This is a genomic window from Paractinoplanes maris (assembly GCF_023544465.1).
GTDB classification, from domain to species: domain Bacteria; phylum Actinomycetota; class Actinomycetes; order Mycobacteriales; family Micromonosporaceae; genus Actinoplanes; species Actinoplanes maris.
Genome location: NZ_JALPVL010000011.1, coordinates 164,445 through 185,130 on the forward strand (window position 1 = coordinate 164,445; position 20,686 = coordinate 185,130).

The following is a 20,686-nucleotide window of genomic DNA, read 5'->3' on the forward strand; positions in this document are numbered from 1 at the left end:
ACCAGGAGGAGACTCGTGCGCGTGGCCCTGGCCGCGGTGGTGGCGGCGGTGCTGCTGGCAGTGGCCGGCGTCGTCGTCTGGTCGCTGCGGTCCCCGGCGACCGTCGCCCTGATCACGGCGGCCGGTGGCGGCACGATCAGCACGGCCGGCGGCGTGTCGGTCCGCTTCGGGCCGGGCGCCCTGAGCAAGGACACCAAGGTGCGCGTGGTCCCGCGGCCGAGCATCGCGGCGCCCGACGGACTGACCTGGCTCACCGAGCCGGTCGACATCACGCTCGGCGGCGCCGGCCTGCTGACGTCGGCCGCCGTCACCCTGCCGCTGCGCGACACCACCGCCGGCGACCTGCTCACGATCGTGTCGCGCGCCGGGGACGGCGCGTGGAGCAGTCAGGGCGGAGTGGTCGACCGAGCCGCCGGCACCATCACGACGGTGGTCGGCCATCTGTCCATCGTGTCCGCCGGCCGCGCGGTGGTCACCGCCCCCGACCTCTCGGCGGGCGCCGGCGCCGACGACGCCCCCGAGCCCGACTGCGGCACCACCCGCTCCCACCGCTGGACGGCCTGGGCCCCCGGCAGTGCGGTGAAGACCTGCGTGGCCGCGGGCGCCGCCGATCGCCCGGCTCTGCTCCGGATGGCCGGTGACCGGGCGGCCGGGCAGTTCGCCGAGCTCGGCGCCTACCCGCCGATGGCCGTCGCCCAGCCGGGCCGGACGTCGGCGGCCGACCGGGTCTGGACCGAGCTGGCCCGGGCCGACCGCAACCACACCTACGTCCCCAGCCGGGGCAGTCTCGACCTGGCCCTGCCGGGCAGCTACCGGACGATCAGCTTCGTCACCCACACCGGTCCCGACGTGATCGTCGCCGAATACATCGTCGACGTGATGAGCTCCGCGTTCGTCCCGGCGCCGGTGACCGTGCAGGCCGTGCGGTGTGCCCTGACCCGGCTCGAGCCCGGTCACGTGACCCGATGTGTCGACGACGCGCTCGCCGCCGAGCGGGTGCTGCCCGAGACGGCCGCGGCGTCCGACGAGAAACTGGCCGGGCAGCAGCGCGACGAGATCGGGCGCACCGTGCTCCTGGCCATGCGCGGTCTGGGGGAGGTGATCGCCGGCGGTGGCCCCTCGTCCCGGACGACCGAGGTGGTCGCGCGGCGCAGCCCGGTGATTCCCCGCAAGGCGCTCAACGAGACGGGCGTCGCTATCCCGGCCGCCGTGGTGACCACCCAGGAGCGGCTCCACGCGGCCGCGACGCGCGACGCGCTCACCGACGCGCTGCCACCACCCGGCCTGGTCTGGACGAACACCGGCCTGACCGGCCCGCGGGTCACCGACGCCGTGGCCGCCTTGGTCAGCACGCCGCCGCTGCGCTGGCCGTGTGACGAGACGGCCCGCGACGGCTACGTCTACGGCATGGCCGACCCCGGACTGCTGACCTATCCGGCGCGCCTGGCCGACCTGGGGATGCCACCCGAGGACGTCGGCATCGTGCGGCAGACCGCCGGGAGCGGCCGGGACTACCGGCTCTGCATCGCGCTCGACGGCACCTGGACGTCGCTCAGCTACAACCTGCCGGCCGGCGGCTTCCCGGCCGGCGAGGCAGCCCGGCTCGGCGCGATCGCCCCCGGGGTCTGCCGGCCGTCGCTGAGCGGCTTCTTCGTCCCCGCCGACGCGGGCTGCCGCAGCTCGGTCCGGACCGACCTCGACGGCGACGGCCGCACCGACACGCTGCTGCTCTACGAACGGTCGGGCGCCTGGACCGCGCGGGCGATCCTGACCGCCGGCCGCGTTGCCGACCTCACCCTGCCGTACGGCCGGGACCAGCGACCGGAGGCGGTGGAAACCCTCGACCTGGACGGCGTGGCCGGTGAGGAGGTCGCCCTGGCGGCCGGCCCGCGGCTGCGCCTGCTCTCCTGGGATCGGGACGGCCTGGTGCTGCTCGGTCCCGAGTTCGCGACCGCGTCGACATTGGGCCGGACGGCCGGCGTCGGCTGCTCCGACCTCAACCGCGACGGCCGCCCGGAGTTGCTCGAGGCCGGTGCGACCTTCGAGCGCGACCCGGCCACCGGCGCGATCGTCGCCGCGCGCACCACCGAGACCCGCTGGAACTTCGCCGGCAAGAGCCTGACCCGCGGCGAGACGGTCGTCCGGCTGCTCTCCGGCGTCCAGGCCGGCACTGCGGCCGCCCCGCCCTACCGCGACGTCACCTGCTCCTGGCGCTGACCTTTCCCGTACGGGCCCGGCCGGCCCACGCCGGACCAGGCGCGCCGGCGTCGGCGCGTATCGACAACCGGCCCCGGCCAGGCACTAGGTTCGGCCCATGACCGAACGCCTCGACTGGACCGACCCGACGCTGCGGGAGTGGGACTGCACAGTGCTGTGGTCCGACCCGGCCGACCCCGAGGCGGGCATCGTGCTCGACCGGTCCGCCTTCTATCCGGGCGGCGGCGGCCAGCCACCGGATCACGGCGTGCTGCTGTGGGAGGGCGTGCAGACCCGCGTCGTCGACGCGCGCAGGAGCGACGACGGCCCGCGCCTGATCCCGGCGCCGGGCGATCCGGTGCCGCCGGCCGGCACGACGGTGCGCGGCGCGATCGACGACCAGCGGCGCAGCACCCTCATGCGGACGCACTCCGGCCTGCACGTCCTGTGCGGCACCGTGTTCCGCGACTTCGGCGCGCTGGTCACCGGCGGCAACATGCAACCCGGTGAGGCCCGGATGGACTTCAACCTGCCCGAGGTGCCCGCGGGCTTCAAGCAGTCGCTGGAGGACGCGGTCAACGCCGAGATCTCCGCCGACCGCAAGATCGTGGCCCGGGTGCTGCCGCGCGACGAGGCCCTGCGGATCCCGACCCTGATCCGCACCCAGGACGCCCTGCCCCCGCTGCACGAGCCGGAGATCCGGGTGATCGACATCGTCGGCCTCGACGTCCAGGCCGACGGCGGCACCCACGTCGCCTCGACGGCCCAGGTCGGCCGGGTCGAGGTGGTCAAGGTGGAGAGCAAGGGCCGGCAGAACCGCCGGGTCCGGATCCGGCTGGCTCCGGCCTGAGGCCGCCGGTCCGGAGCCTCAGCTCGCGGGCGCCCTCGTCACCCCGTCCGGTGCCCCGATCGCCCCGTTCGAGGTCCACCTGATCGCCGCCGGCGGCGGACGTCCGGGTCCCTGCTCGTCGAACCGCGGATCCCCGGGCCGCAGCCGGCCCTGGCCGTCGATGTAGAGCCGGTCGGAGGGGCGCCTCTCGATGAGGTCGCTGCGGCGCCAGTGCTCGATCCGGCCCAGCCACTCACTGTGGTCGAGCGTGGCCACCAGCACGGTCAGCCGGCACCGGATCGTCGCGCGCTTCTGGGCCGGCACGATGCTGTGCAGGGCCCCGGTCAGCTCGTCGACCTTGCCCCGGCTGAGGTGACCGGTGCGGTGGTCGAGCCGGGTCAACTGCACGAGGTCGCTGGCGGTGCGGATGCCGAGCTCGCGCAGCGCGCAGCGCAGTTTCGGGCCGTCGGCCGCGGCCTCGGTGGACGGCTCGTCGGCACCGAGATACATGACCAGGATCGCCTGGTCCATCCAGTCCACCAGCCGGGCCGCGGGAATCCTGGTCTTGAAGAACAGGTCCAGCAGATCGTGGTTGGCCAGCGCCTCGACCGAGGTGATGCCCTCCTCCGAGAGCCGCGTGCGCTCGTACAGGTCGATGCCCTCGAGCTCGGTGAGCGGCTGCTGCCCGCCCTGGTCGAGCAGCTTGTTCAGCCCGGGAAGCACCTTCTCCCACAACAGATGCAACACCCGGTCCGGCACGAAGCCCGCGGTGAAGGCCAGCAGGTAGAGCGCTTCCGGAGTCCCCCCGGCGTCGGTGGTCGCGTCGATCAGCCAGGCGACGATCACCACGACCAGCACGCGCACCGCGATCGTCGTGTACGTCTTGGGACGCAGATCGGCCCGCACATAGCCCTGCCACACCAGCTGCAGGGCGAAGAAATAGGCACCCAGGAACGCGAAGCTGACGGTCGACTGTTGCGGGTCGAGCAGTGTGACGAAAGACAGCGCCGGATCCCCCTTGATGGGGTCGCCCGCCTTGAGCAGGATCAACAGCCAGCCGAAGGCGAGCACCAGGGTGGCCAGGATGATCGGCGAGCGCCGTCCGCGGGTGAGCCGCCCTTTGCCGTCGTCGACCTCCCCGTACGCCTCGTCCAGCTGCTTGCCGTACTTGGCGTACACGTCCTCGGTGGTGGCCAGGGCCGGATCGAGCCGGAAGACGTTCTGGATCCACCGGTCCCGCAGGATGCCGAGCCGCTCGGCGTCGAACTGGAAGTACATGAGGGCCGGCAGCAGCGTGGCGATGGCGATGAAGGTCAGCTGCATGAACCGCCCGATGAGCACCAGCGGCGACTCCATGTCGATCCGGAAGCCGTCGGGCCAGACCGAGACCACGGTGTGGAGGTCGGTGGCGAAATAGACCACCGTGGTCGGCATCAGCAGGCCGACCAGCACGACGACCAGCATCGTGGCGTTGTACCAGGTGCGGCGGCGCGCCCGGCGGCCGGTGGCCCGGCGGGACGGCCGGATCCGCAGCAGGAGGAAGCCCAGCGCCAGGCCGATGCCCAGGATGCCGCCGATACGCAGCCACCACCACAGCGACAGCGGCCAGAACGAGACCAGCCAGCCGAATCCGGTGACGAGCGTGACGTGCCCGGCGGTGGCCAGGGCCTCGTCCCGCCCCGGGTCAGCGAGCTGGTGGCCGATTGCGACCTGGCGCCGGTCCTCGAGCCGCCGCAGGTCCGGAAAGGCATCCCGGGGGTCGGACTGATCGGACCATCTCCGCTCCTCCAACGGGGCGAGGGTGAGGATCCGGCCATGCTGCTCGAGCCAGATCGGCCGGGGCGTGTTGTTCCGTACCCACCAGCCGAGGGGCTGCGGCTGTTCCTGGTTCGCCGGCCCGGTCATGCCGGGCGTCCCGGGGTCTCCAGGAATCGCCGCACGGCCGTGGTGGCGCGCAGGCGCTGAAGGCAGCGGGCCCGGGTCGGGCCGATGCTGCCGATCGGGATGTCGAGGATGCGGCTGATCTCGCGGTAGCTGAACGGCGGATCGGCGACCAGCAGCAACAGCATCTGCTGCTGGGGAGCCGGGAGCTCGGCCAGGCCGTCGCGCAGGGCCTGATGCCGCTCGGCCCGCAGCAGGCCGGCATCCGTCCCGGGCTCGCCCGGCCGGGCGTGTTCCAGCCCGGCCGCCTGCGGGTCGAGCAGGACGGTCGTGCGGATCTGCCGCGCGAGCCGGTGGCACTCGTGCCGAGCCGTCGTCATGATCCATTTCGGTACGGCGTGCGGGTCCCGGATCCGGTCGAGGTATTGCGTCAGGCGCAGCCAGACGAATTGGCTGACGTCCTCGGCATCGCGCTCCGGGAGCCGGTAGGTCCGGGCCACCGAGCCGACCAGCGGCCGGAAGCGGCGCACCAGCGCGTCCCAGGCGGCCTGGTCGCCGCGGCGGGCGCCGTCGACGAGGTCATCGATCGAAGTAGCTGGGTCGGCCAAGATCGAGCCTTGCGTCATCTCGATTCACACCCCTGTCGGGAAGTTGTCCTCACCTGTTGTGGTCGTTACGTTGGCCGTCCTCGATCGGGCGTGTCCAAGCCCTCTATCCAGGGCATACGAGAACTGCGGGACGCCGTCACCACCCCCCGGCCGGGCCGTCGGGCACAAAACCTCCAGCGCTGGAGGTCCTACTCTGGAGGTCGCACACCGGCGCATCATGAGGAGGCGGAATGGTGGGCGACGACAATCTCACCGCGGTGCTGGTCAACGTGGCGGCGGACGCCCGGCCGGCCACTCGCGACAAGATCGCGAACAGTCCCGAGACGCGGGAGTTCCTCGAGATCGGATTGATGCTGTTGCGCGATGATCTGCTCGATCATCGGGGTCCGGATCTGCAGGACGATCACGACAGCGGCACCTGTCTGTTCGCCGGACTGTCGCAATCCCGTCTGATCGAACGGGCCGAGCGCGAGGGCCTGCGCGACGCCCGGCCCAAACTGCTGACCGTCGGCATGTTCCGGGATCGCTGGCGATACAAGAGCCGGTTCACCGAGGATCTGATCTCGTATCTGTTCCGGCCGGCGATCATCGACGACTACATGCGCGACCTGCACCGGACCGCCTCGAAACTGTCCAAGGGCGCGCCGTACCCGGAATTGATCCGTCAGCTCGCCGACGCGGTGCTGGCCATGACCGTGAACGATCCGCTCTGGAGCATGCAGAACATCATCTGGGTGGCGCTGCCCAACCATCCGCGCATCCAGAGTTTCCTGCGGACCGGGTACGACCGGTGGATCACCCAATGGGCCGCGATCTACGAAGAGCTGGCCGGCGTCTACGACCTCCGGCTCCGGCCGGGATACACCTGGCTCGACGTGGCGGAATTGTTCGACGCGGTGGCCAGCGGCACGCGGGTGCGAGCGCGATCACGCGGATCTCTGGCCTATCTGTCGAACGGTGACAACGTCCTTGTCGGGGCGATCCAGGCGATGCTCCCGCAATTGTTCGTGAACGCCGCGGACGGCCTGCGGGACTGACCGATCAGCGCGGTATCAGACCGACCGCGGCGAACTCCTTCTCCCGTGATGGATGGGCAATCCCTGAGGAGAGCGATCACGATGACCGAGTCCGCAGCGGAACTCCGTTTCGCCCTGGTGCTCAACGGCGGCGTGAGCCTGGCCGTCTGGATGGGCGGCGTCACCCACGAGCTCGATCTGCTGCGCCGGGCCGCGGGCGCCACGGACGACGAGATCTCCGGCGTCCGGGAAGCCGACCGCCCACTGTGGCGGAGATGGCGTACGGCGGCGGGGAACCGGCGTGTGGTGATCGATGTCATCGCCGGGAGCAGTGCCGGCGGGATCAACGGCGCCCTGCTGGCCACGGCGATCGCCCGCGGCACCGGCCTCGACCCGGCCACCTCGGCCGAGCCCGCGCTGCGGGGCGTGTGGGAACGGGCCGCCAGCCTGCAGACGGGCAAGCTCGTCGCCCGCGACACGAAGGCGTACCCGGCATCGGTCCTCGACGGCGACTTCTTCCAGACCGAGATCGGGAAGGCCATCGACGACATCCGGCCGGGGAACCGGCGGGCCCAGCCGGTCACGCTCTTCCTGACCGCGACGGCGCTCGGCCCGGCCGACGTGTCCTACGCCGACGCCGAGGGGCACCCGTTCATCGTGGCCGACCACCGGCGGCTCTATCGGTTCGAGGCGGACCCGGAACGGGTCCGGTTCGTCTCGCCGCGCAAGCCGTTCGAGCGCTGCCCGGCGGACGATTTCACCGAGTACGCCGAGTCGCTCAAGCGATCGACCCGGGCCACGGCGTCCTTCCCGGTCGCGTTCTCGGCCGTGCCGGAAGTCGACGAGATGTGCGACCGGCTGCAGGCGAGGCCCGCACCCGGCCGGAAACCGGGCTTCGTGGCCGACGGCGGCATCATCGACAACGCGCCCTTCGACCCGGTGCTCGACCGGATCACCCGCCGGCCCGCGAACACCGTTTTCGACCGTTACCTGCTCTACATCGTGCCGTCGCGGGGAAACGCCGCGATCCAGACACCGCTGCAGCAGCAGGAGGCCTCGAAGGCGTCCGCGGCGGACCTGGCCCCGGACTGGCCCCGGGTCGTCCAGGCCGCGGTGTCCCTGCCCCGCGAGAGCGACTTCCGCAGCGACATCGAAGCGCTGGACACCCTGCTGCGCACCGGCGACACGACCTCGGCCGACGCGCAGACCATGTTCCAGGACCTCATCGCCGCGCCCGGGGGCGCCGACGGGCTGCTCACCGCGGCCGACGCGCTGCTGCCCGCGTACCGGAAGGGCCGGCTCGCCGGCGGCATCTGGGACGTGCAGGTCGGGGCGGGGGCCCAGGAGCCGCGCGTCCTGCGCAACTACGGCGAGAACTGCGAGAAGCTGACCGACCGGGACGTCGAGGAGCTCGGCCCGCGGTGGATCGACCCCGGTGCGACATCGGTGCACAGCGTGACCGACGGCCAGTGGCGGTGGGGCCTGACCCCGGCCGAGCGCTGCCTCCGGCTGATGTCGCGTGACCTGCAGCGGCGGATGCGCGGCGGGGAGAACTCGGTGATCCACGCGGCGGCCGGCGAGCTGGCCGGTTCGCTGCGTCGGCTGGAGGCGCTGCGCGACCACGTCGACCGGTGCGTGGCGCACCTCGGCGCGGGCGAGGTGAGCACTCCGGCGACGGCCGTGAAGGCGGTCAACGTGATCCTCGGCGAGATCGAGGTGGAGCGGACGGTGGGCGCCCTGATGGCGGAGGCCGCCGAGGCGTACGCCCGGGTCACCGACCGGCCAGGGTCGCCGCTCGTGGCCGCGTTCGCCGTCGAGGTGCTGGCCCGGGCACTGAACGCTCGCGCCCCCTTCCAGCGGACGGCCCCGTTCACGTTCCTGCGCGTCGGACCCGACGCCGAGGCGCCTGTCCTGGACGACCCCGACCTGCTCGCCACGACCCCGGACGACCTGGCCGGGTTCAAGCTCTACGGCACCCGGGCGTGGCACTTCGCCGCCTTCGGCAAGGCCGAGTGGCGTCGGTGGGACTGGCTCTGGGGACGCCTGGACGCGGTGACGCACCTGGCCGGACCGCTCGGCCTGGACGAGAGCACCGTGCGGGCCATGCAGGAGGAGATCCTCCGGAGCGAGGGGGTCAGCCGCGAGTACCTGGTCGAGACCCTCAAGAAGTTGCGAACGGTGACCGACGACCGCGCCTTCCTCCGCACGGTCGCCGAGGAGGAGGGCGGCCTCGAGACCATCCAGGCCCTCACCGACAAGATCCTGGACGTGCTGGCCGGCACCACCCAGCCCCAGCCCCTGGGCCGGGCCGGCCGGGTCACCTCGGCGGTTCTGCGCTCCAAGTACCGCCGGCTCCCGAACTCCCCCTTCTACCGATACCGCTCCCTCCGCCTCCTTCTGCACGCCTCGATCCGGCGCCGCATCTGGTCCTGGACCAAGCCGCCGTCCACCCGCTGAGCCGCCGCGGTGCCGCCCGGCCCGCCTTGTCATCGAGGCCGGCCGGGCGGCCCGCCCCCCTCGCGGCGGGCCGCCCGGTTCGGCTACGAGATCGCGGCGGACAGGGCCGGGTACCAGCGATTGGCGATCTTCACGTTGCCGGCGTCGTTGGGGTGGACGCCGTCGTAGGTGTCGGTGGCCGGGACGAAACCGGTGAACTGGTCGACGACGGTGATGGGGGAGGCCGTGGTGGAGAGGCCGGCGGCCCAGGCCGGGATGGCGGCGTTCAGGGCGATGACCCGCTGGTTGCAGTCGGCGCAGTTCGCGGCGTTCATGGGGATGATCTGGGCGACCAGGATCTTGATCGACGGGTGGGACGCGCGCATCTGGCCGACCATGCGGGTGAAGGCGGCCAGGATGGTCGACGGCGGAATGTTGCTCCAGACGTCGTTGGTGCCGAAGTGCATGAGGACGACATCGGGGTCGGAGGCGGCCAGCCAGCCGACCAGCTGATCCTGGTTGGCGACGTTCGTGGCGAGGAAGCCGCCGTGGCCCTCGTTCTCACCGTCGTACGGGAAACCGCAGCCCTGGCCGGGGAGCGTGCCCACGAAGTCGACCCTCGTGGCGGGGAGCTTCTGCCACAGCAGGGCCCGCCAGCAGCCGGGGGAGCCGGTGATCGAGTCGCCGAGCGCCATGATCTTCACCGGGGAGCCGGCGGGCGGGGGTGTCGTGGCCGGCGGAGTCGTGGCCGGCGGGGTGGTGGCCGGCGGAGTCGTGGGCGGCGGGGTGGTGGTGGGCGGCGGCGTGCTCGGTGGTGGTGTGGTCGGCTGGGTCGTGCCGGTGCAGGCCACGCCGTTGAGGGCGAAGGACGTGGGTGCCGGGTTGGTGCCGGTCCAGGAGCCGTTGAAGCCGACGGAGGCGGAGCCGTTGGTGGCCAGCGCGCCGTTCCACGAAGCGTTGCGGACGGTGACGGCCGAGCCGGACTGGGTGAGCGCGCCGTTCCAGAGCTGCGTGATCGTCTGACCGCCGGTGAACGTGAACGTCAGCGCCCACGAGGGCAGCGGATCGCCGAGGTTGGTGATGTCCACGGCGGCCCCGAAGCCGCCCGGCCACGAGCTCGAGACGGTGTAGCGGACCTGGCAGCCGGCCGCGGCTTCGGCCGGACCGGCCAGGGCGACGGCGGACGAGCCGGTCAGCACGGCGATGGCGGCGGCTAGGACGGTCATTCTTCGTCTGGGCATCGGACACTCCGGCACGCGATCGACGGTGATGGATGGAAAGCACTATGACATGGGAGCGCTCCCAATCCAACCTTGACCGGAAAGCCGGAATGCTCCACCCTGGGAACGCTCCCATCAACGTCCCTCGATCTAAGGACCGCTCGTGGCCAGAAGAGGAACCATCGCGGCCGTTCTCGCCGTGGCGACCGCCGGCGCGGGCGTCATGGTCGCGGCCCGGGCTGACGCCGCCGCCGGCTGCCAAGTGCGCTACGCCGTCACGAACTCGTGGCCGGGCGGCTTCGGGGCCACCGTGGACGTCACCAACCTGGGCGACCCGATCAACGGCTGGACGCTCGCCTTCGCGTGGTCCGGTGGCCAGACGATCACGTCCCTGTGGAACGGCACGGTCACCCAGTCCGGAAGTGCCGTGACGGTGCGCGACGCGGGCTGGAACGCGGCCCTCGCCACCAACGGCACCACGAGCTTCGGCTTCAACGCCAACGGCACCTCCGCCACGCCGGGAGCGTTCACGCTGAACGGCGTGGCGTGCACCGGAGCGACCCAGCCGACGACCCCGCAGCCGACGACACCCCAGCCGACGACTCCGCAGCCCACTTCACCCCAGCCCACGTCGCCGCAGCCGACCACTTCGCCGCCGACGACGACCGCGCCGGCTGACGGCAAGCAGCGGGAACGCCTGGACCGCGGCGTGATCAGCGTCCGCTCCGGCTCGGCCAATCTGGTCAGCTGGCGCTGGCTGGCCACCGACCCGTCCGGGATCGCCTTCAACGTCTACCGCGGCGGGACAAAGGTCAACGCGTCCCCGATCACTGCTTCGACCAACTACTTGGACTCCGGCGCCGCGGCGAACAGCGCGTACACCGTACGCGCCGTACTGGGAGGGGTCGAGCAGGCCGCCGAGGGCCCGTCGCTCAGCTTCGGCAACGGTTACCTCGACGTGCCGATCCAGAACCCCAACAGCTCCCTGTACGCCGCCAACGACGCCGGCACCGGCGACCTCGACGGCGACGGCAAGCTCGACCTGGTCCTCAAGTGGGATCCCTCGAACGCCAAGGACAACTCGCAGTCCGGCGTCACCGACCCCGTCTACGTCGACGCCTACAAGCTCGACGGCACCCGGCTCTGGCGCATCAACCTCGGCCGCAACATCCGGGCCGGCGCGCACTACACCCAGTTCCAGGTGTACGACTACGACGGCGACGGCCGGGCCGAGGTGGCCATGAAGACGGCCGACGCCACCGTCTCCGGCACCGGGCAGGTCATCGGCAGCGCGGGCGCCGACTACCGCAACTCGTCGGGTTACGTGCTCAGCGGACCCGAGTACCTGACGATGTTCGACGGCCGCACCGGCGCCGCGCTGTCCACGGTGAACTACGAACCGCCGCGCGGCACGGTCAGCAGCTGGGGAGACTCGTACGGCAACCGGGTCGACCGCTTCCTGGCCGGCACCGCCTACCTCGACGGCAGCCGGCCCAGCCTGATCATGGCCCGCGGCTACTACACCCGCAGCGTGATCGTGGCCTGGGACTTCCGCAACGGCGCGCTGACCCGCCGCTGGACCTTCGACAGCAACGCCTCGACCAACAGCGGCACGGCCGGTCAGGGCAACCATCAGCTCGCGGTGGCCGACGTGGACCGCGACGGGCGCGACGAGATCGTCTACGGCTCCCTGGCCGTCGACGACAACGGCAGCAAACTCTGGAACACCACGTATGGCCACGGCGACGCCCTGCACGTCGGCGACCTCGACCCCTCCCGTACGGGATTGGAGGTCTTCAAGGTCGACGAGGACGCCAGCAAGCCGTCATCCTGGTTCGCCGACGCCCGCACCGGTCAAGTTCTCTGGAGTACGCCGGCGAGTGGGGACAACGGACGCGGGGTCTCCGCCGACATCTGGGCGGGCAGCCCCGGCGCCGAAAGCTGGTCGTCCGCGGTCGACGGCGTGCGCGGCCCGTCCGGATCGGTGGTGGCGAGCCGCAAGCCGAGCTCGGCCAACTTCGTGATCTGGTGGGACGGCGACCCGCAGCGCGAACTTCTCGACCAGACCCGCATCGACAAGTACGGCACGTCGTCGGACACCCGCCTGCTCACGGCCAGTGGCGTGCACTCGAACAACGGCACCAAGGCCACCCCGTCCCTGAGCGGCGACCTGCTCGGCGACTGGCGCGAGGAAGTCATCTGGCCGACGTCGGACAACACCGCGCTGCGCATCTACGCGACACCCGTCCCGACCGACCGCCGGGTGGTCACCCTGCTGCACGACATCCAGTACCGCGAGGCCCTGGCCTGGCAGAACACCGCCTACAACCAGCCCCCGCACCCCTCGTTCGCGATGTCGTAGACCGCTCGCCATGGCGCCGTCCCTGGGCCGTCGATGCCGGAGAGCCACCGAACAGTGCGTCCAAGGCGCGGCGCGCACGCTTCGGGCTCTCCGGCATCAGGTGGGCCTCGCGGCCCTTCATCAGCGTTCGGGTGCCTTCAGCAGGAAGTCGGCCATGACGTCTTGTGCGGCTTCGACCATGTGCCCGCCGTCGGCCGTCCGGCAGCCGGCGGCCCGCGCCGCCGCGAGGAACGGGGTCAATCCGTGCCCGGCAATCACATCGCCCACAAACATGGACGACGTCAACAGTGCGGGGTCCACGGGAAGGGGGTCACCGTCCGCCATGCCCAGCGGAGTCGCGTTGCACACGAGATCGCAGCCGGTGGGATCCGGCGGCCCGGCGTTCGCCCGCCCGTGGCCGAGATCGTCGACCAGCTCCAGCAGGGAAGTGACACGCGACTGGTCAGCGTCATGGATGACAAGGTCGCTGACCCCCGCCTCCAGCAGGGCGATGGCGATCGCGCTGCCCGCGCCCCCCGCTCCGACGAGGAGCACCCGCGCGCCTTCCGGCCGGGCTCCGTGGTCTTTCTGCGCCTTCACGAAGGCGAGCCCGTCGAGCATGTCACCGTGCCAGGTGCGGTCCGGATTGCGGCGGATGACGCTCACGACCCCGAGCCTCCTGGCCCGCTCAGAACTCGTGGCGCAGTGGGCGAAGGGCGTGAACTTGTGCGGCATGGTGACGAGGATGCCGTCCACGTTCCGTGCGGCCGTGAGACCCGCCATGACAGCGTCGAGGTCATCGGCCGGTACCTGCATCGGCACACAGATGCCGTCGGAACCGCGTTCCTCGAAGGTGCGGCTGAGCCGCACCGGGGACTCGACGTACCTGATGGGATCACCGATGATCGGGAACAGCCGCGTCGCACCACTGAGACGGTCGAACATGTCGATCCCTGCCCTCTCGTGTCCCCGGCTGTCCATAGCATCACGCATCGTGCGGACGCGCCGCCGCCTACAACCAGCCCCGCACCCGAGCTTCGCCATCGGCTGACCTGCTTGCCACGCGCCCGGCCCCGTTACAGCCCGCGGGGCCGGGCGCGCGGCACCGTCCGTCCCGGAAGGCCTCCCTCTAGGGTCGTGACCATGATTCTGCGACATGTGACGGTCGACAGTTCGGAGCCGTACGAGCTGGCCCGCTTCTGGAGCGAGGTCACCGGCTGGCCCCTCGGCGACGACGACCACCCGGGCGATGACGAGGTACTGGTCGAGGCCCCGTCACCGGTGCCCGGGCTGCTGTTCATCCGCGTTCCCGAGGCCAAGACGGTGAAGAACCGCCTGCACATCGACTGGATGCCCGACGAGCGCACCCGCGACGAGGAGGTCGAGCGGCTGACTGCGCTGGGGGCGAAGCTCTTCGAGGACCACCGGACAGCCGACGGCATGGGTTGGGTGACCATGCAGGACATCGAGGGCAACGAGTTCTGCGTCGAACGAAGCACCATCGAGCGGGGGGTGTAGCCGCCTGTTCCCGTCAAGCCCCTGGGGCGCTGCCCCCGAACCCCCGGCCATCGCTGGAGAGCTCCCTGGCGATGGTTGCGGTGGGCGGCTTGGGAGCTCTCCGGGCGACGGCAGGCGGGAGCGAATCGCAATCAACGGCAGTACGCAAGCAAAGGGCGGCTTGCGTACTGCCGTTGCTCACGATGAGCGGCGCTTGCCGTCGCCCGGAGAGCCCCCAAGCCAGGGTGAGAGCTGTGGTGAAAGACCCAGCTGTTCTCGTCTGCCGACGTATGCCGAAGGCGGACGCGACCGGCATTGTTAAGTTCCCGCCACCCACCACCCAGGCCGGCCTGCTTTCGCCGACCGCCTGGTTTCGTCCCCAGCGCGGCAGCCAGACCACCTACCCGTCAGGTGACCGCCACCCCCACCAGGCACCCAGCAGCCAGTGACCAAGGTCTTCAGCCGCCGGCGAGCTCGCCCGTCCAGCGCAAGAAAGCCCAACCTACGGCCTCTCCACCAAGGCCGAAGCCCCCAGCCCACGAAGAGAAGCATCAAGAACCTGAGCCGTATGAGCCATAGCCATCCCCCCACCTTGACGACGCAACCCAGCCGCGACCTGCATCATGCACCCCGGATTGGCGGTAACCAGCAGCTCAGCCCCGGTAGCCACGATATTGGCCGCCTTCCGATCCCCGAGCTCAGCAGCCGGCACCGGATTGAGGATGTTCCAGATCCCCGCCGACCCGCAGCACAGCTCCGGATCGGCTATCTCGCGCAGCTGCAACTCAGGAATGCCCCGCAACAACGCCCGCGGTTGCGCCCGCACCCCTTGGGCGTGCGCCAGATGGCAGGCGTCGTGATAGGCCACCGTCAGCGGCAGGGGGTGGCGTGGCGCCACTGGCCCCAGTTCGTCGAGCAGCTCGGCCAGATCGCGTACCTTCGCCGAGAAGGCCGCCGCCCGCTTCGCATACGCCGGGTCGTCGGCCAGCAGGTCGCCGTACTCCTTCAGCGATGACCCGCACCCCGCCGCGTTCACCACGAAGTAGTCCATGCCCATGTGCTCGAACGTCGAGATCAGCCGGCGCGCGAACCCCAGCGCTTCCTCGCGTCGTCCGTTGTGGACGCTCAGCGCACCGCAGCAGCCCTGGCTGGGCGGGATCAGCACGTCGCAGCCCTCGGCGGCCAGGATGCGGACCGTGGCCGAATTGACCTCGGGGAAGAACGCGCCCTGCACGCAGCCGGTCAGCATGCCCACGACGGCTCGGCGCTGGCCCCGGGCGGCCACTCGGGGCGGCGGCGGGGGGACTTTGCGCAGCCGGGGCGCCAGCGACTCGAGTGTGGTCAGCGTCGGGCCCAGCCGGTCGAGCAGGCCGCTGCGGGTCACCAGTTTCTGCAGACCCCAATTCTGGTACGCCCTCAGTGGACCGCGCAGCAGCCGGAGCCGCCGGGGATAGGGGAACAGTGCGAAGATCGCCCGTCGCAGCAGGGCGTCGCCGCGGTCGCGGGTGTAGCGCCTTTCGACCTGGGCCCGGGTGTCCTCGATCAGGCGGTCGTATTTGACCCCGGACGGGCACGCCGTCACGCATGACATGCAGCCCAGGCACTTGTCGAAGTGCTCGACCATCGACCCGCTCAGCGGTTCGCCGTTGACGCCCTCGTTCATCAGGTAGATGCGGCCGCGCGGCGAGTCGGCCTCGGCGCCCCACAACACATACGTCGGGCAGGCCGGCAGGCAGAAACCGCAGTGCACACAGTCGGCGATCAGCTCGGCGCTCGGTGGGTGGTGCTCGTCGAAGGCGCGCCCGTCGTCGACCGGGCCCAGCACGTCTCGTGGTGGCTCGCCCGTGCCCCAGGTGGAATCGACCATCAGATGCCTCCCACGAAACGCCCCGGCGCGAAGCGGTGGCCGGGGTCGAACTGGTCTTTGATCCGCCGCATCAGGGCCAGCCCGGGCACCGGCCCCCACATGTCGAGGATGTCGCGCACCTCGGCCGGCGCTGTCAGCACGACCGCGTGCCCGCCGCCGCGGACGCACAACGCTCGCAACCGCTCGACCTCGGTGATGTCCCGCGCCGCCGCGTAGAGCACGCCCGTCCCGGCCGATCCGCGCAGCGCCGAACCCGACTCGATCAGGGACGGCACCTTCGACAGCGGCACCGACAGCTTCATCCCGATCTCGTCGGACGCCCACGGTTCGCGCCCCCACCAGCCGGGTGCCGCCTCGCTCACCTCGCCGGCCAGCAGTTTCTCGATGAGACCGGACCTTTCCCGTACGCCGGCGGGGGTGCCCTCGAGAAGCACGGCGAGCTCACCCGTGGCCGTGTCGATCTCGATCGCCGTCGGCGCCACCTGAGCGGCCAGGATCGTCGACACCGCCTGGGCCGGGGCGGTCGAGCGGACGAACGCGGCCGCCCCCGGCCGGGGATGCAAGCGGAACACGCACTCGGTGATCAGCCCGAGCGTCCCGTAGGACCCGGTGTAGAGCTTGCCCAGGTCGTAACCCGCGACGTTTTTCACCACCTTGCCCCCGGCCTTGGCGATGACGCCGTCGGGGCGGACGACGGTGATGCCGATCAGCAGGTCACGCGCCGTGCCGTAGTGCATCCGCCGGGGCCCGCTCGCCCCGGTCGCCACCACGCCGCCGGCCGTCGCGCCCGCGGGGGCGTCGAGGGCGAGCTGCTGATCGCCCAGCTCGAGCTCGCTCAGCGGTGTGCCGGCCTTGAGCACCGTGATCAGATCACCGGCCGCGTGCTCGACCAGGCCCGACAGCCGGCGCGTGTCGATGATCAGGTCGAGGGAGCGCGGGGGAGGGCCCCAGTGCAGTCTCGTCCCGCCGCCGCGGACCACGACGGTGAGGTCGCGGGTCGCGGCGACCAGGGCGGCCGCCTCCTCGGTCGAGGCCGGGGACGCCACCAGCCGCGCCGGGACCCCGCCGACGTGGTCGTCGTCGCCGGCCGGGCGGGTCAGCTCGTCGAGCGCGGCCATCAGAAGACCTCCACGCCCGGGAACCGTGCGGCCAGGTCGCCGCCGGGGCGCTCACCGCACAGCCGTGGGGTCGGGAAGACCTTGCCGGGGTTGGCGAGGTGGCCGGGGTCGAACGCGCACCGCACCAGCTGCATCGTGTCGAGGTCGTCCTGGCCGTACATGCGGGGCATGTATTTCGCCTTGTCCATCCCCACGCCGTGCTCGCCGGTGATCGAGCCGCCGTACTCGATGCAGAGGTCGATGATCGCGCCGGAGACCGTCTCGGCCCGCTCGGCCTCGCCCTCGACGCGGGCGTCGAACAGCACCAGTGGATGCAGGTTGCCGTCGCCGGCGTGGAAGACATTGGCCACCCGCACCCCGTGCGAGGCGGCGAGCTCGCTGATGCGGTGCAGCACCTCGGGCAGCGCTGTCCGCGGGATCACGCCGTCCTGCACGATGTAGTCGGGGCTGATCCGGCCGACCGCGGCGAAGGCCGACTTGCGGCCCCGCCAGAAGAGCGCCCGCTCGGTCTCGTCGGCCGCGATTCGGAGCTCGAACGCGCCCGCCCGGGTGCACAGCGCCGTCACCTGCTCGAACTGGGCCTCGACCTCGGCCACCGGGCCGTCCAGCTCGACGATCAGCACGGCGGCCGCGCCGGGTGGATAGCCGCAGGCCACCGCCGCCTCGGCCGCCTCGATGGCCAGCGCGTCCATCATCTCGATCGCGGCCGGCACCACCCCGGCCGCGATGATCGCCGAGGTGGCCGCGCCGGCCGCGTCGATGCTGGGGAACGCCGCGAGCAGCGTGCGCACCGACTCGGGCAGCCGGGTGAGCCGCACGGTCACCTCGGTGGCGACGCCGAGGGTGCCCTCCGAGCCGACGAAGGCGCCGATCAGGTCGTAACCCGGCGGGTCGAGCGCCCGGCCGCCGAGCCGCACCAGCTCGCCGTCGGGCGCGACGATCTGCAGACCGGTGACGTGGTTGGTGGTGAAGCCGTATTTGAGGCAGTGCGCGCCGCCCGAATTCTCGGCGACGTTGCCGCCGATCGAGCAGATCTGCTGGCTCGACGGGTCAGGAGCGTAGTAGTAGCCGTGCGGGGTGGCCGCTTTCGTCACCTGAAGGTTGATCACACCGGGCTCGACCACGGCCCGCTCGTCGGCCGGCGCGATGTCGAGGATGCGGCGCATCTGGGCGGTGACGATCAGGACGCCCTCGGCGTGCGGCAGGGCACCGCCGGACAGGCCCGTGCCGGAGCCGCGGGCGACGAACGGCACCCCGGCCGCGGCGCACGCCTTGACCACGGCGGCGACCTGGGCGGCGGAGTGCGGGAGCGCCACCAGAGCCGGGATGACCTTGTAGTGGGCGAGGCCGTCGCACTCGTAGGTCCGCAGCTCATGCCGGTCGGTCACGACCTGCTCGGAGCCCAGCTCGGCGCGCAGACGCCGGGCGAGCGCATCGATGTCGGCCACGGGACCTCCTCGGCTCCTGACTTCGGGGACAACCTATCCCGAGGGTCCGACATTCGTCACCGAGAGTCGGTGACGCGTGCCGGTCGGTAGTAGTTCCGGCATCGTCGTCGGCCCTGCTCAGCGGTCTGGGAGGATGGCCCGATGTTCGTGACCGCAAGAGCCGCCCGACTCACCGCGACGGCGGTCGTTGCCCTGCTCGCGGTGGCCGGATGCTCGTCGGACGACGAGCCGTCGCCCGAGCCGACCGGCCTGATCGACGTGACCACGATGCGCGGCGCGCTGCTGCAGGCGGCCGAGATCGGCCCGACCTGGCAGCCGCCCGCGCAGAGCCCGGATCCCACCAAGCTGGTGAGCATCTGCGGCGGCACGACGCCCGCGCCGACCGTGCCCCCGGGCGGCGACGTGGTGGCGTCGTCCTTCGTGGACGAGGGCAAGCAGGGCGCGCAGACACTCGACCAGACCGCCCTCGTCTACGGCGACGTGACGCTGGCGACGGCCGCGCAGACGGCGCTGCGGGCGATCGCCGACGGCTGCGAGACGAAGGTGTCGATGCCGGCCACGGTCGACGACGACAAGTCCGAACCGGCATACACCGAGACGGTCGAGATCAAAACGTTGGACGAGGCCGGGTGGAAGGGCTTCGTGGTGGTGCGGCACAAGACGTACGAAAAGGCCCACCCCGGCTCGGCGGACACCGCCGTCGCCGTCCTGAACAGCCGAAATGTTCTGCTCGTGGATCAGTACGCGCTGTACCGGCTGGGCACCGCGAGCGCCGCGAGCAACTTCGACGCCGACTGGCAGAAACTGGTCGGCACCGTTGTTCAACGTGTCGGTTAGCCGGACGGGATAGACACGACGGCCCGCTGTCGTCTAATGTTCCGAGTGCGCCGTTGCGAGTTCTTCCCCCGTGGAATTCGCAGCGGCGTCTTACTTTTCCGGGCCGGTTCTCCGGCGACGGCTCAGCCCGTCGTCACCGGCAGGTGATCGAATCCGCGGATCGTCAGGCTGTTGCGCCGCTCGGCGCCCTCGGTCCGCCGCAGCTCGGGCAGCCGCTCGAAAAGCCGAGGGAAGGCGATCTGCGCCTCCAGCCGGGCCATCGGCGCCCCCAGGCAGTAATGCATGCCCCCGCCGAAGGACAGCGATGCGTTGTCGCCCCGGCCCAGGTCGAGCGAGTCGGGGTCGGTGAAGCGCCGCGGGTCGCGGTTGGCCGCGCCGGTGTAGGCCACGATCCGCTGCCCCGGTTCGAGCGGCACGCCGGCCACGGCGGTGGGTTCGATCACCGTACGGTCGATGTTCTGCACCGGTGAGTCGAAGCGCAGCAGCTCCTCCACCGCCGCGGCCGGATCGGCGTGCAGCCGGGGCAACTGCCCGGGATGGTCGAGCAGCGCCGCCAGCCCGTTGGAGAGCAGGTTGGTGGTGGTCTCGAAGCCGGCCGCGAACAGTAGCCCGGCCATGGTCAGCAGCTCGTCGCCGGTGAGCCGGTCGCCCGCCTCCTCGTGCTCGACCATCGCGGTCATCAGGTCGCCGCGGGGCTGCCGGCGTCGCTCGGCGGCCAGCCCGCCCAGATAGTCGCGCACCGCCTGAGCCGCCGGGTCGGCCTTCAGCAGCACCTCGGGGGTGATCTCGTCGAGCACCGCCGACCAGTCCTGCACCAGGTGCTGGAACTGGGCGCGGTCGGCGTCGGGAATGCCCAGCAGCTCGCTGATCACGTTGCAGGGCAGCGGGAACGCGAACGCGGCGACGAAGTCGGCGGTGCCCGCGTCGGCCAGCCCGTCGATCAGGCCGTCGATCATCCGCGTCGTCGCCGGCCGCAGCTCCTGCACCCGGCGCGCGGTGAAGCTCGAGCTGACCAGCCGGCGCAGGCGGGTGTGGTCGGGCGGGTTGATGCCCAGCAGGCTGGTGAAGTATCCGTGGAGCGCCGGATGCTCGGCCCAGTCGGCCAGGCCGGCCAGCGGCAGCATCTCGACCGGCATCTTGCCGAGCTTGTGATCGCGGGACACCGACTGGCAGTCGGCGAACCGGGTGACGATCAGGGTGCCGTCGGCCTCGCGCAGCACCGGGCCCATCTCGCGCAGCCGGGCGTAGTGGCCGTAGGGGTCCTCGCGTCCCACCATCGTGGTGAGCTCGTCCAACAGTGCCGAAACTTCGCGACTTTCCACAATGCTCGCCACAGCCCTGACCATACAAGTTCGCGGCTGCGAGCAATACAAGCCGAGTGCGCCGTGGCCT

General features: G+C 71.3%; 15 protein-coding genes. 7 read left to right on the top strand and 8 right to left on the bottom strand.

The features are described from left to right. The first annotated feature begins 15 nt into the window (after nucleotides 1-15). Both NAG42_RS30170 and NAG42_RS30175 read left to right on the top strand, forming a co-directional pair. Nucleotides 16-2,217 (top strand): hypothetical protein, encoded by a 2,202-nt coding sequence (locus NAG42_RS30170; protein WP_250035273.1) that lies wholly within the window; start codon nucleotides 16-18, stop codon nucleotides 2,215-2,217. A 97-nt stretch (nucleotides 2,218-2,314) separates the two neighbouring features. Beyond that, a complete protein-coding gene (locus tag NAG42_RS30175) occupies nucleotides 2,315-3,046 on the top strand; it encodes an alanyl-tRNA editing protein (RefSeq protein WP_250035274.1) in 732 nt (243 codons plus the stop codon). Between the two features lie 18 nt (nucleotides 3,047-3,064). Here the strand turns inward: NAG42_RS30175 and NAG42_RS30180 are convergent, their stop codons facing one another. Further along, the gene (locus tag NAG42_RS30180) at nucleotides 3,065-4,930 is read right to left on the bottom strand and encodes a hypothetical protein (protein ID WP_250035275.1); all 1,866 of its coding nucleotides are present in this window, start codon (nucleotides 4,928-4,930) and stop codon (nucleotides 3,065-3,067) included. Next, nucleotides 4,927-5,532: an RNA polymerase sigma factor gene (locus tag NAG42_RS30185; protein ID WP_250035276.1), complete on the bottom strand. Its 606-nt coding sequence runs from the start codon at nucleotides 5,530-5,532 to the stop codon at nucleotides 4,927-4,929. Before NAG42_RS30185 ends, NAG42_RS30180 begins: the two co-directional genes overlap by 4 nt. A gap of 212 nt (nucleotides 5,533-5,744) precedes the next feature. On the opposite strand from NAG42_RS30185, the gene NAG42_RS30190 reads away from it, so the two are divergent. Both NAG42_RS30190 and NAG42_RS30195 read left to right on the top strand, forming a co-directional pair. Continuing rightward, on the top strand, nucleotides 5,745-6,551 hold the full coding sequence (locus tag NAG42_RS30190; RefSeq protein WP_250035277.1) for a hypothetical protein: 807 nt from the start codon (nucleotides 5,745-5,747) through the stop codon (nucleotides 6,549-6,551). An 81-nt stretch (nucleotides 6,552-6,632) separates the two neighbouring features. After that, nucleotides 6,633-8,987, top strand: coding sequence for a DUF3376 domain-containing protein (locus NAG42_RS30195; protein WP_250035278.1), 2,355 nt, complete (start codon nucleotides 6,633-6,635; stop codon nucleotides 8,985-8,987). Between the two features lie 83 nt (nucleotides 8,988-9,070). Here the strand turns inward: NAG42_RS30195 and NAG42_RS30200 are convergent, their stop codons facing one another. Further along, nucleotides 9,071-10,207 carry a cellulose binding domain-containing protein gene (locus NAG42_RS30200; RefSeq protein WP_250035279.1) on the bottom strand — a complete coding sequence of 379 codons (1,137 nt, stop codon included), beginning with the start codon at nucleotides 10,205-10,207 and terminating at the stop codon, nucleotides 9,071-9,073. 202 nt (nucleotides 10,208-10,409) lie between these two features. On the opposite strand from NAG42_RS30200, the gene NAG42_RS30205 reads away from it, so the two are divergent. Beyond that, on the top strand, nucleotides 10,410-12,548 hold the full coding sequence (locus NAG42_RS30205) for a rhamnogalacturonan lyase family protein (RefSeq protein WP_250035500.1): 2,139 nt from the start codon (nucleotides 10,410-10,412) through the stop codon (nucleotides 12,546-12,548). Between the two features lie 120 nt (nucleotides 12,549-12,668). On the opposite strand, the gene NAG42_RS30210 is transcribed toward NAG42_RS30205, so the two are convergent. After that, nucleotides 12,669-13,472, bottom strand: a complete 804-nt coding sequence (locus tag NAG42_RS30210) for a shikimate dehydrogenase family protein (protein WP_250035280.1) — start codon at nucleotides 13,470-13,472, stop codon at nucleotides 12,669-12,671. Between the two features lie 198 nt (nucleotides 13,473-13,670). Between NAG42_RS30210 and NAG42_RS30215 the strand changes: the two genes are divergently transcribed. Further along, nucleotides 13,671-14,045 carry a VOC family protein gene (locus NAG42_RS30215; RefSeq protein WP_250035281.1) on the top strand — a complete coding sequence of 125 codons (375 nt, stop codon included), beginning with the start codon at nucleotides 13,671-13,673 and terminating at the stop codon, nucleotides 14,043-14,045. 481 nt (nucleotides 14,046-14,526) lie between these two features. Here NAG42_RS30215 and NAG42_RS30220 read toward each other — a convergent pair whose 3' ends face one another. Genes NAG42_RS30220 through NAG42_RS30230 form a run of 3 tightly spaced genes read right to left on the bottom strand, consistent with a single transcriptional unit; the run spans nucleotide 14,527 to nucleotide 18,457 of the window. After that, the gene (locus tag NAG42_RS30220; RefSeq protein WP_250035283.1) at nucleotides 14,527-15,891 is read right to left on the bottom strand and encodes a (Fe-S)-binding protein; all 1,365 of its coding nucleotides are present in this window, start codon (nucleotides 15,889-15,891) and stop codon (nucleotides 14,527-14,529) included. Beyond that, nucleotides 15,891-17,009 carry an FAD-binding oxidoreductase gene (locus NAG42_RS30225; RefSeq protein WP_250035284.1) on the bottom strand — a complete coding sequence of 373 codons (1,119 nt, stop codon included), beginning with the start codon at nucleotides 17,007-17,009 and terminating at the stop codon, nucleotides 15,891-15,893. Before NAG42_RS30225 ends, NAG42_RS30220 begins: the two co-directional genes overlap by 1 nt. Then, nucleotides 17,009-18,457 (bottom strand): FAD-linked oxidase C-terminal domain-containing protein, encoded by a 1,449-nt coding sequence (locus tag NAG42_RS30230; protein WP_250035285.1) that lies wholly within the window; start codon nucleotides 18,455-18,457, stop codon nucleotides 17,009-17,011. The genes NAG42_RS30225 and NAG42_RS30230 overlap by 1 nt, the downstream gene beginning before the upstream one ends. A 141-nt stretch (nucleotides 18,458-18,598) precedes the next feature. Here NAG42_RS30230 and NAG42_RS30235 point away from each other — a divergent pair, with 141 nt between their 5' ends. Then, nucleotides 18,599-19,294, top strand: a complete 696-nt coding sequence (locus tag NAG42_RS30235; RefSeq protein WP_250035286.1) for a hypothetical protein — start codon at nucleotides 18,599-18,601, stop codon at nucleotides 19,292-19,294. Nucleotides 19,295-19,416: 122 nt separating this feature from the next. Here the strand turns inward: NAG42_RS30235 and NAG42_RS30240 are convergent, their stop codons facing one another. Further along, a complete protein-coding gene (locus NAG42_RS30240; protein WP_250035287.1) occupies nucleotides 19,417-20,628 on the bottom strand; it encodes a cytochrome P450 in 1,212 nt (403 codons plus the stop codon). Between the last annotated feature and the right edge of the window lie 58 nt (nucleotides 20,629-20,686).

Coding starts and splice junctions, on each gene's coding strand:
- NAG42_RS30175 (WP_250035274.1), top strand. CDS start 2,315: ATGACCGAACGCCTCGACTGGACCGACCCGACGCTGCGGGAGTGGGAC.
- NAG42_RS30180 (WP_250035275.1), bottom strand. CDS start 4,930: ATGACCGGGCCGGCGAACCAGGAACAGCCGCAGCCCCTCGGCTGGTGG.
- NAG42_RS30185 (WP_250035276.1), bottom strand. CDS start 5,532: ATGACGCAAGGCTCGATCTTGGCCGACCCAGCTACTTCGATCGATGAC.
- NAG42_RS30190 (WP_250035277.1), top strand. CDS start 5,745: ATGGTGGGCGACGACAATCTCACCGCGGTGCTGGTCAACGTGGCGGCG.
- NAG42_RS30195 (WP_250035278.1), top strand. CDS start 6,633: ATGACCGAGTCCGCAGCGGAACTCCGTTTCGCCCTGGTGCTCAACGGC.
- NAG42_RS30200 (WP_250035279.1), bottom strand. CDS start 10,207: ATGCCCAGACGAAGAATGACCGTCCTAGCCGCCGCCATCGCCGTGCTG.
- NAG42_RS30205 (WP_250035500.1), top strand. CDS start 10,410: ATGGTCGCGGCCCGGGCTGACGCCGCCGCCGGCTGCCAAGTGCGCTAC.
- NAG42_RS30210 (WP_250035280.1), bottom strand. CDS start 13,472: ATGTTCGACCGTCTCAGTGGTGCGACGCGGCTGTTCCCGATCATCGGT.
- NAG42_RS30215 (WP_250035281.1), top strand. CDS start 13,671: ATGATTCTGCGACATGTGACGGTCGACAGTTCGGAGCCGTACGAGCTG.
- NAG42_RS30220 (WP_250035283.1), bottom strand. CDS start 15,891: ATGGTCGATTCCACCTGGGGCACGGGCGAGCCACCACGAGACGTGCTG.
- NAG42_RS30225 (WP_250035284.1), bottom strand. CDS start 17,009: ATGGCCGCGCTCGACGAGCTGACCCGCCCGGCCGGCGACGACGACCAC.
- NAG42_RS30235 (WP_250035286.1), top strand. CDS start 18,599: ATGTTCGTGACCGCAAGAGCCGCCCGACTCACCGCGACGGCGGTCGTT.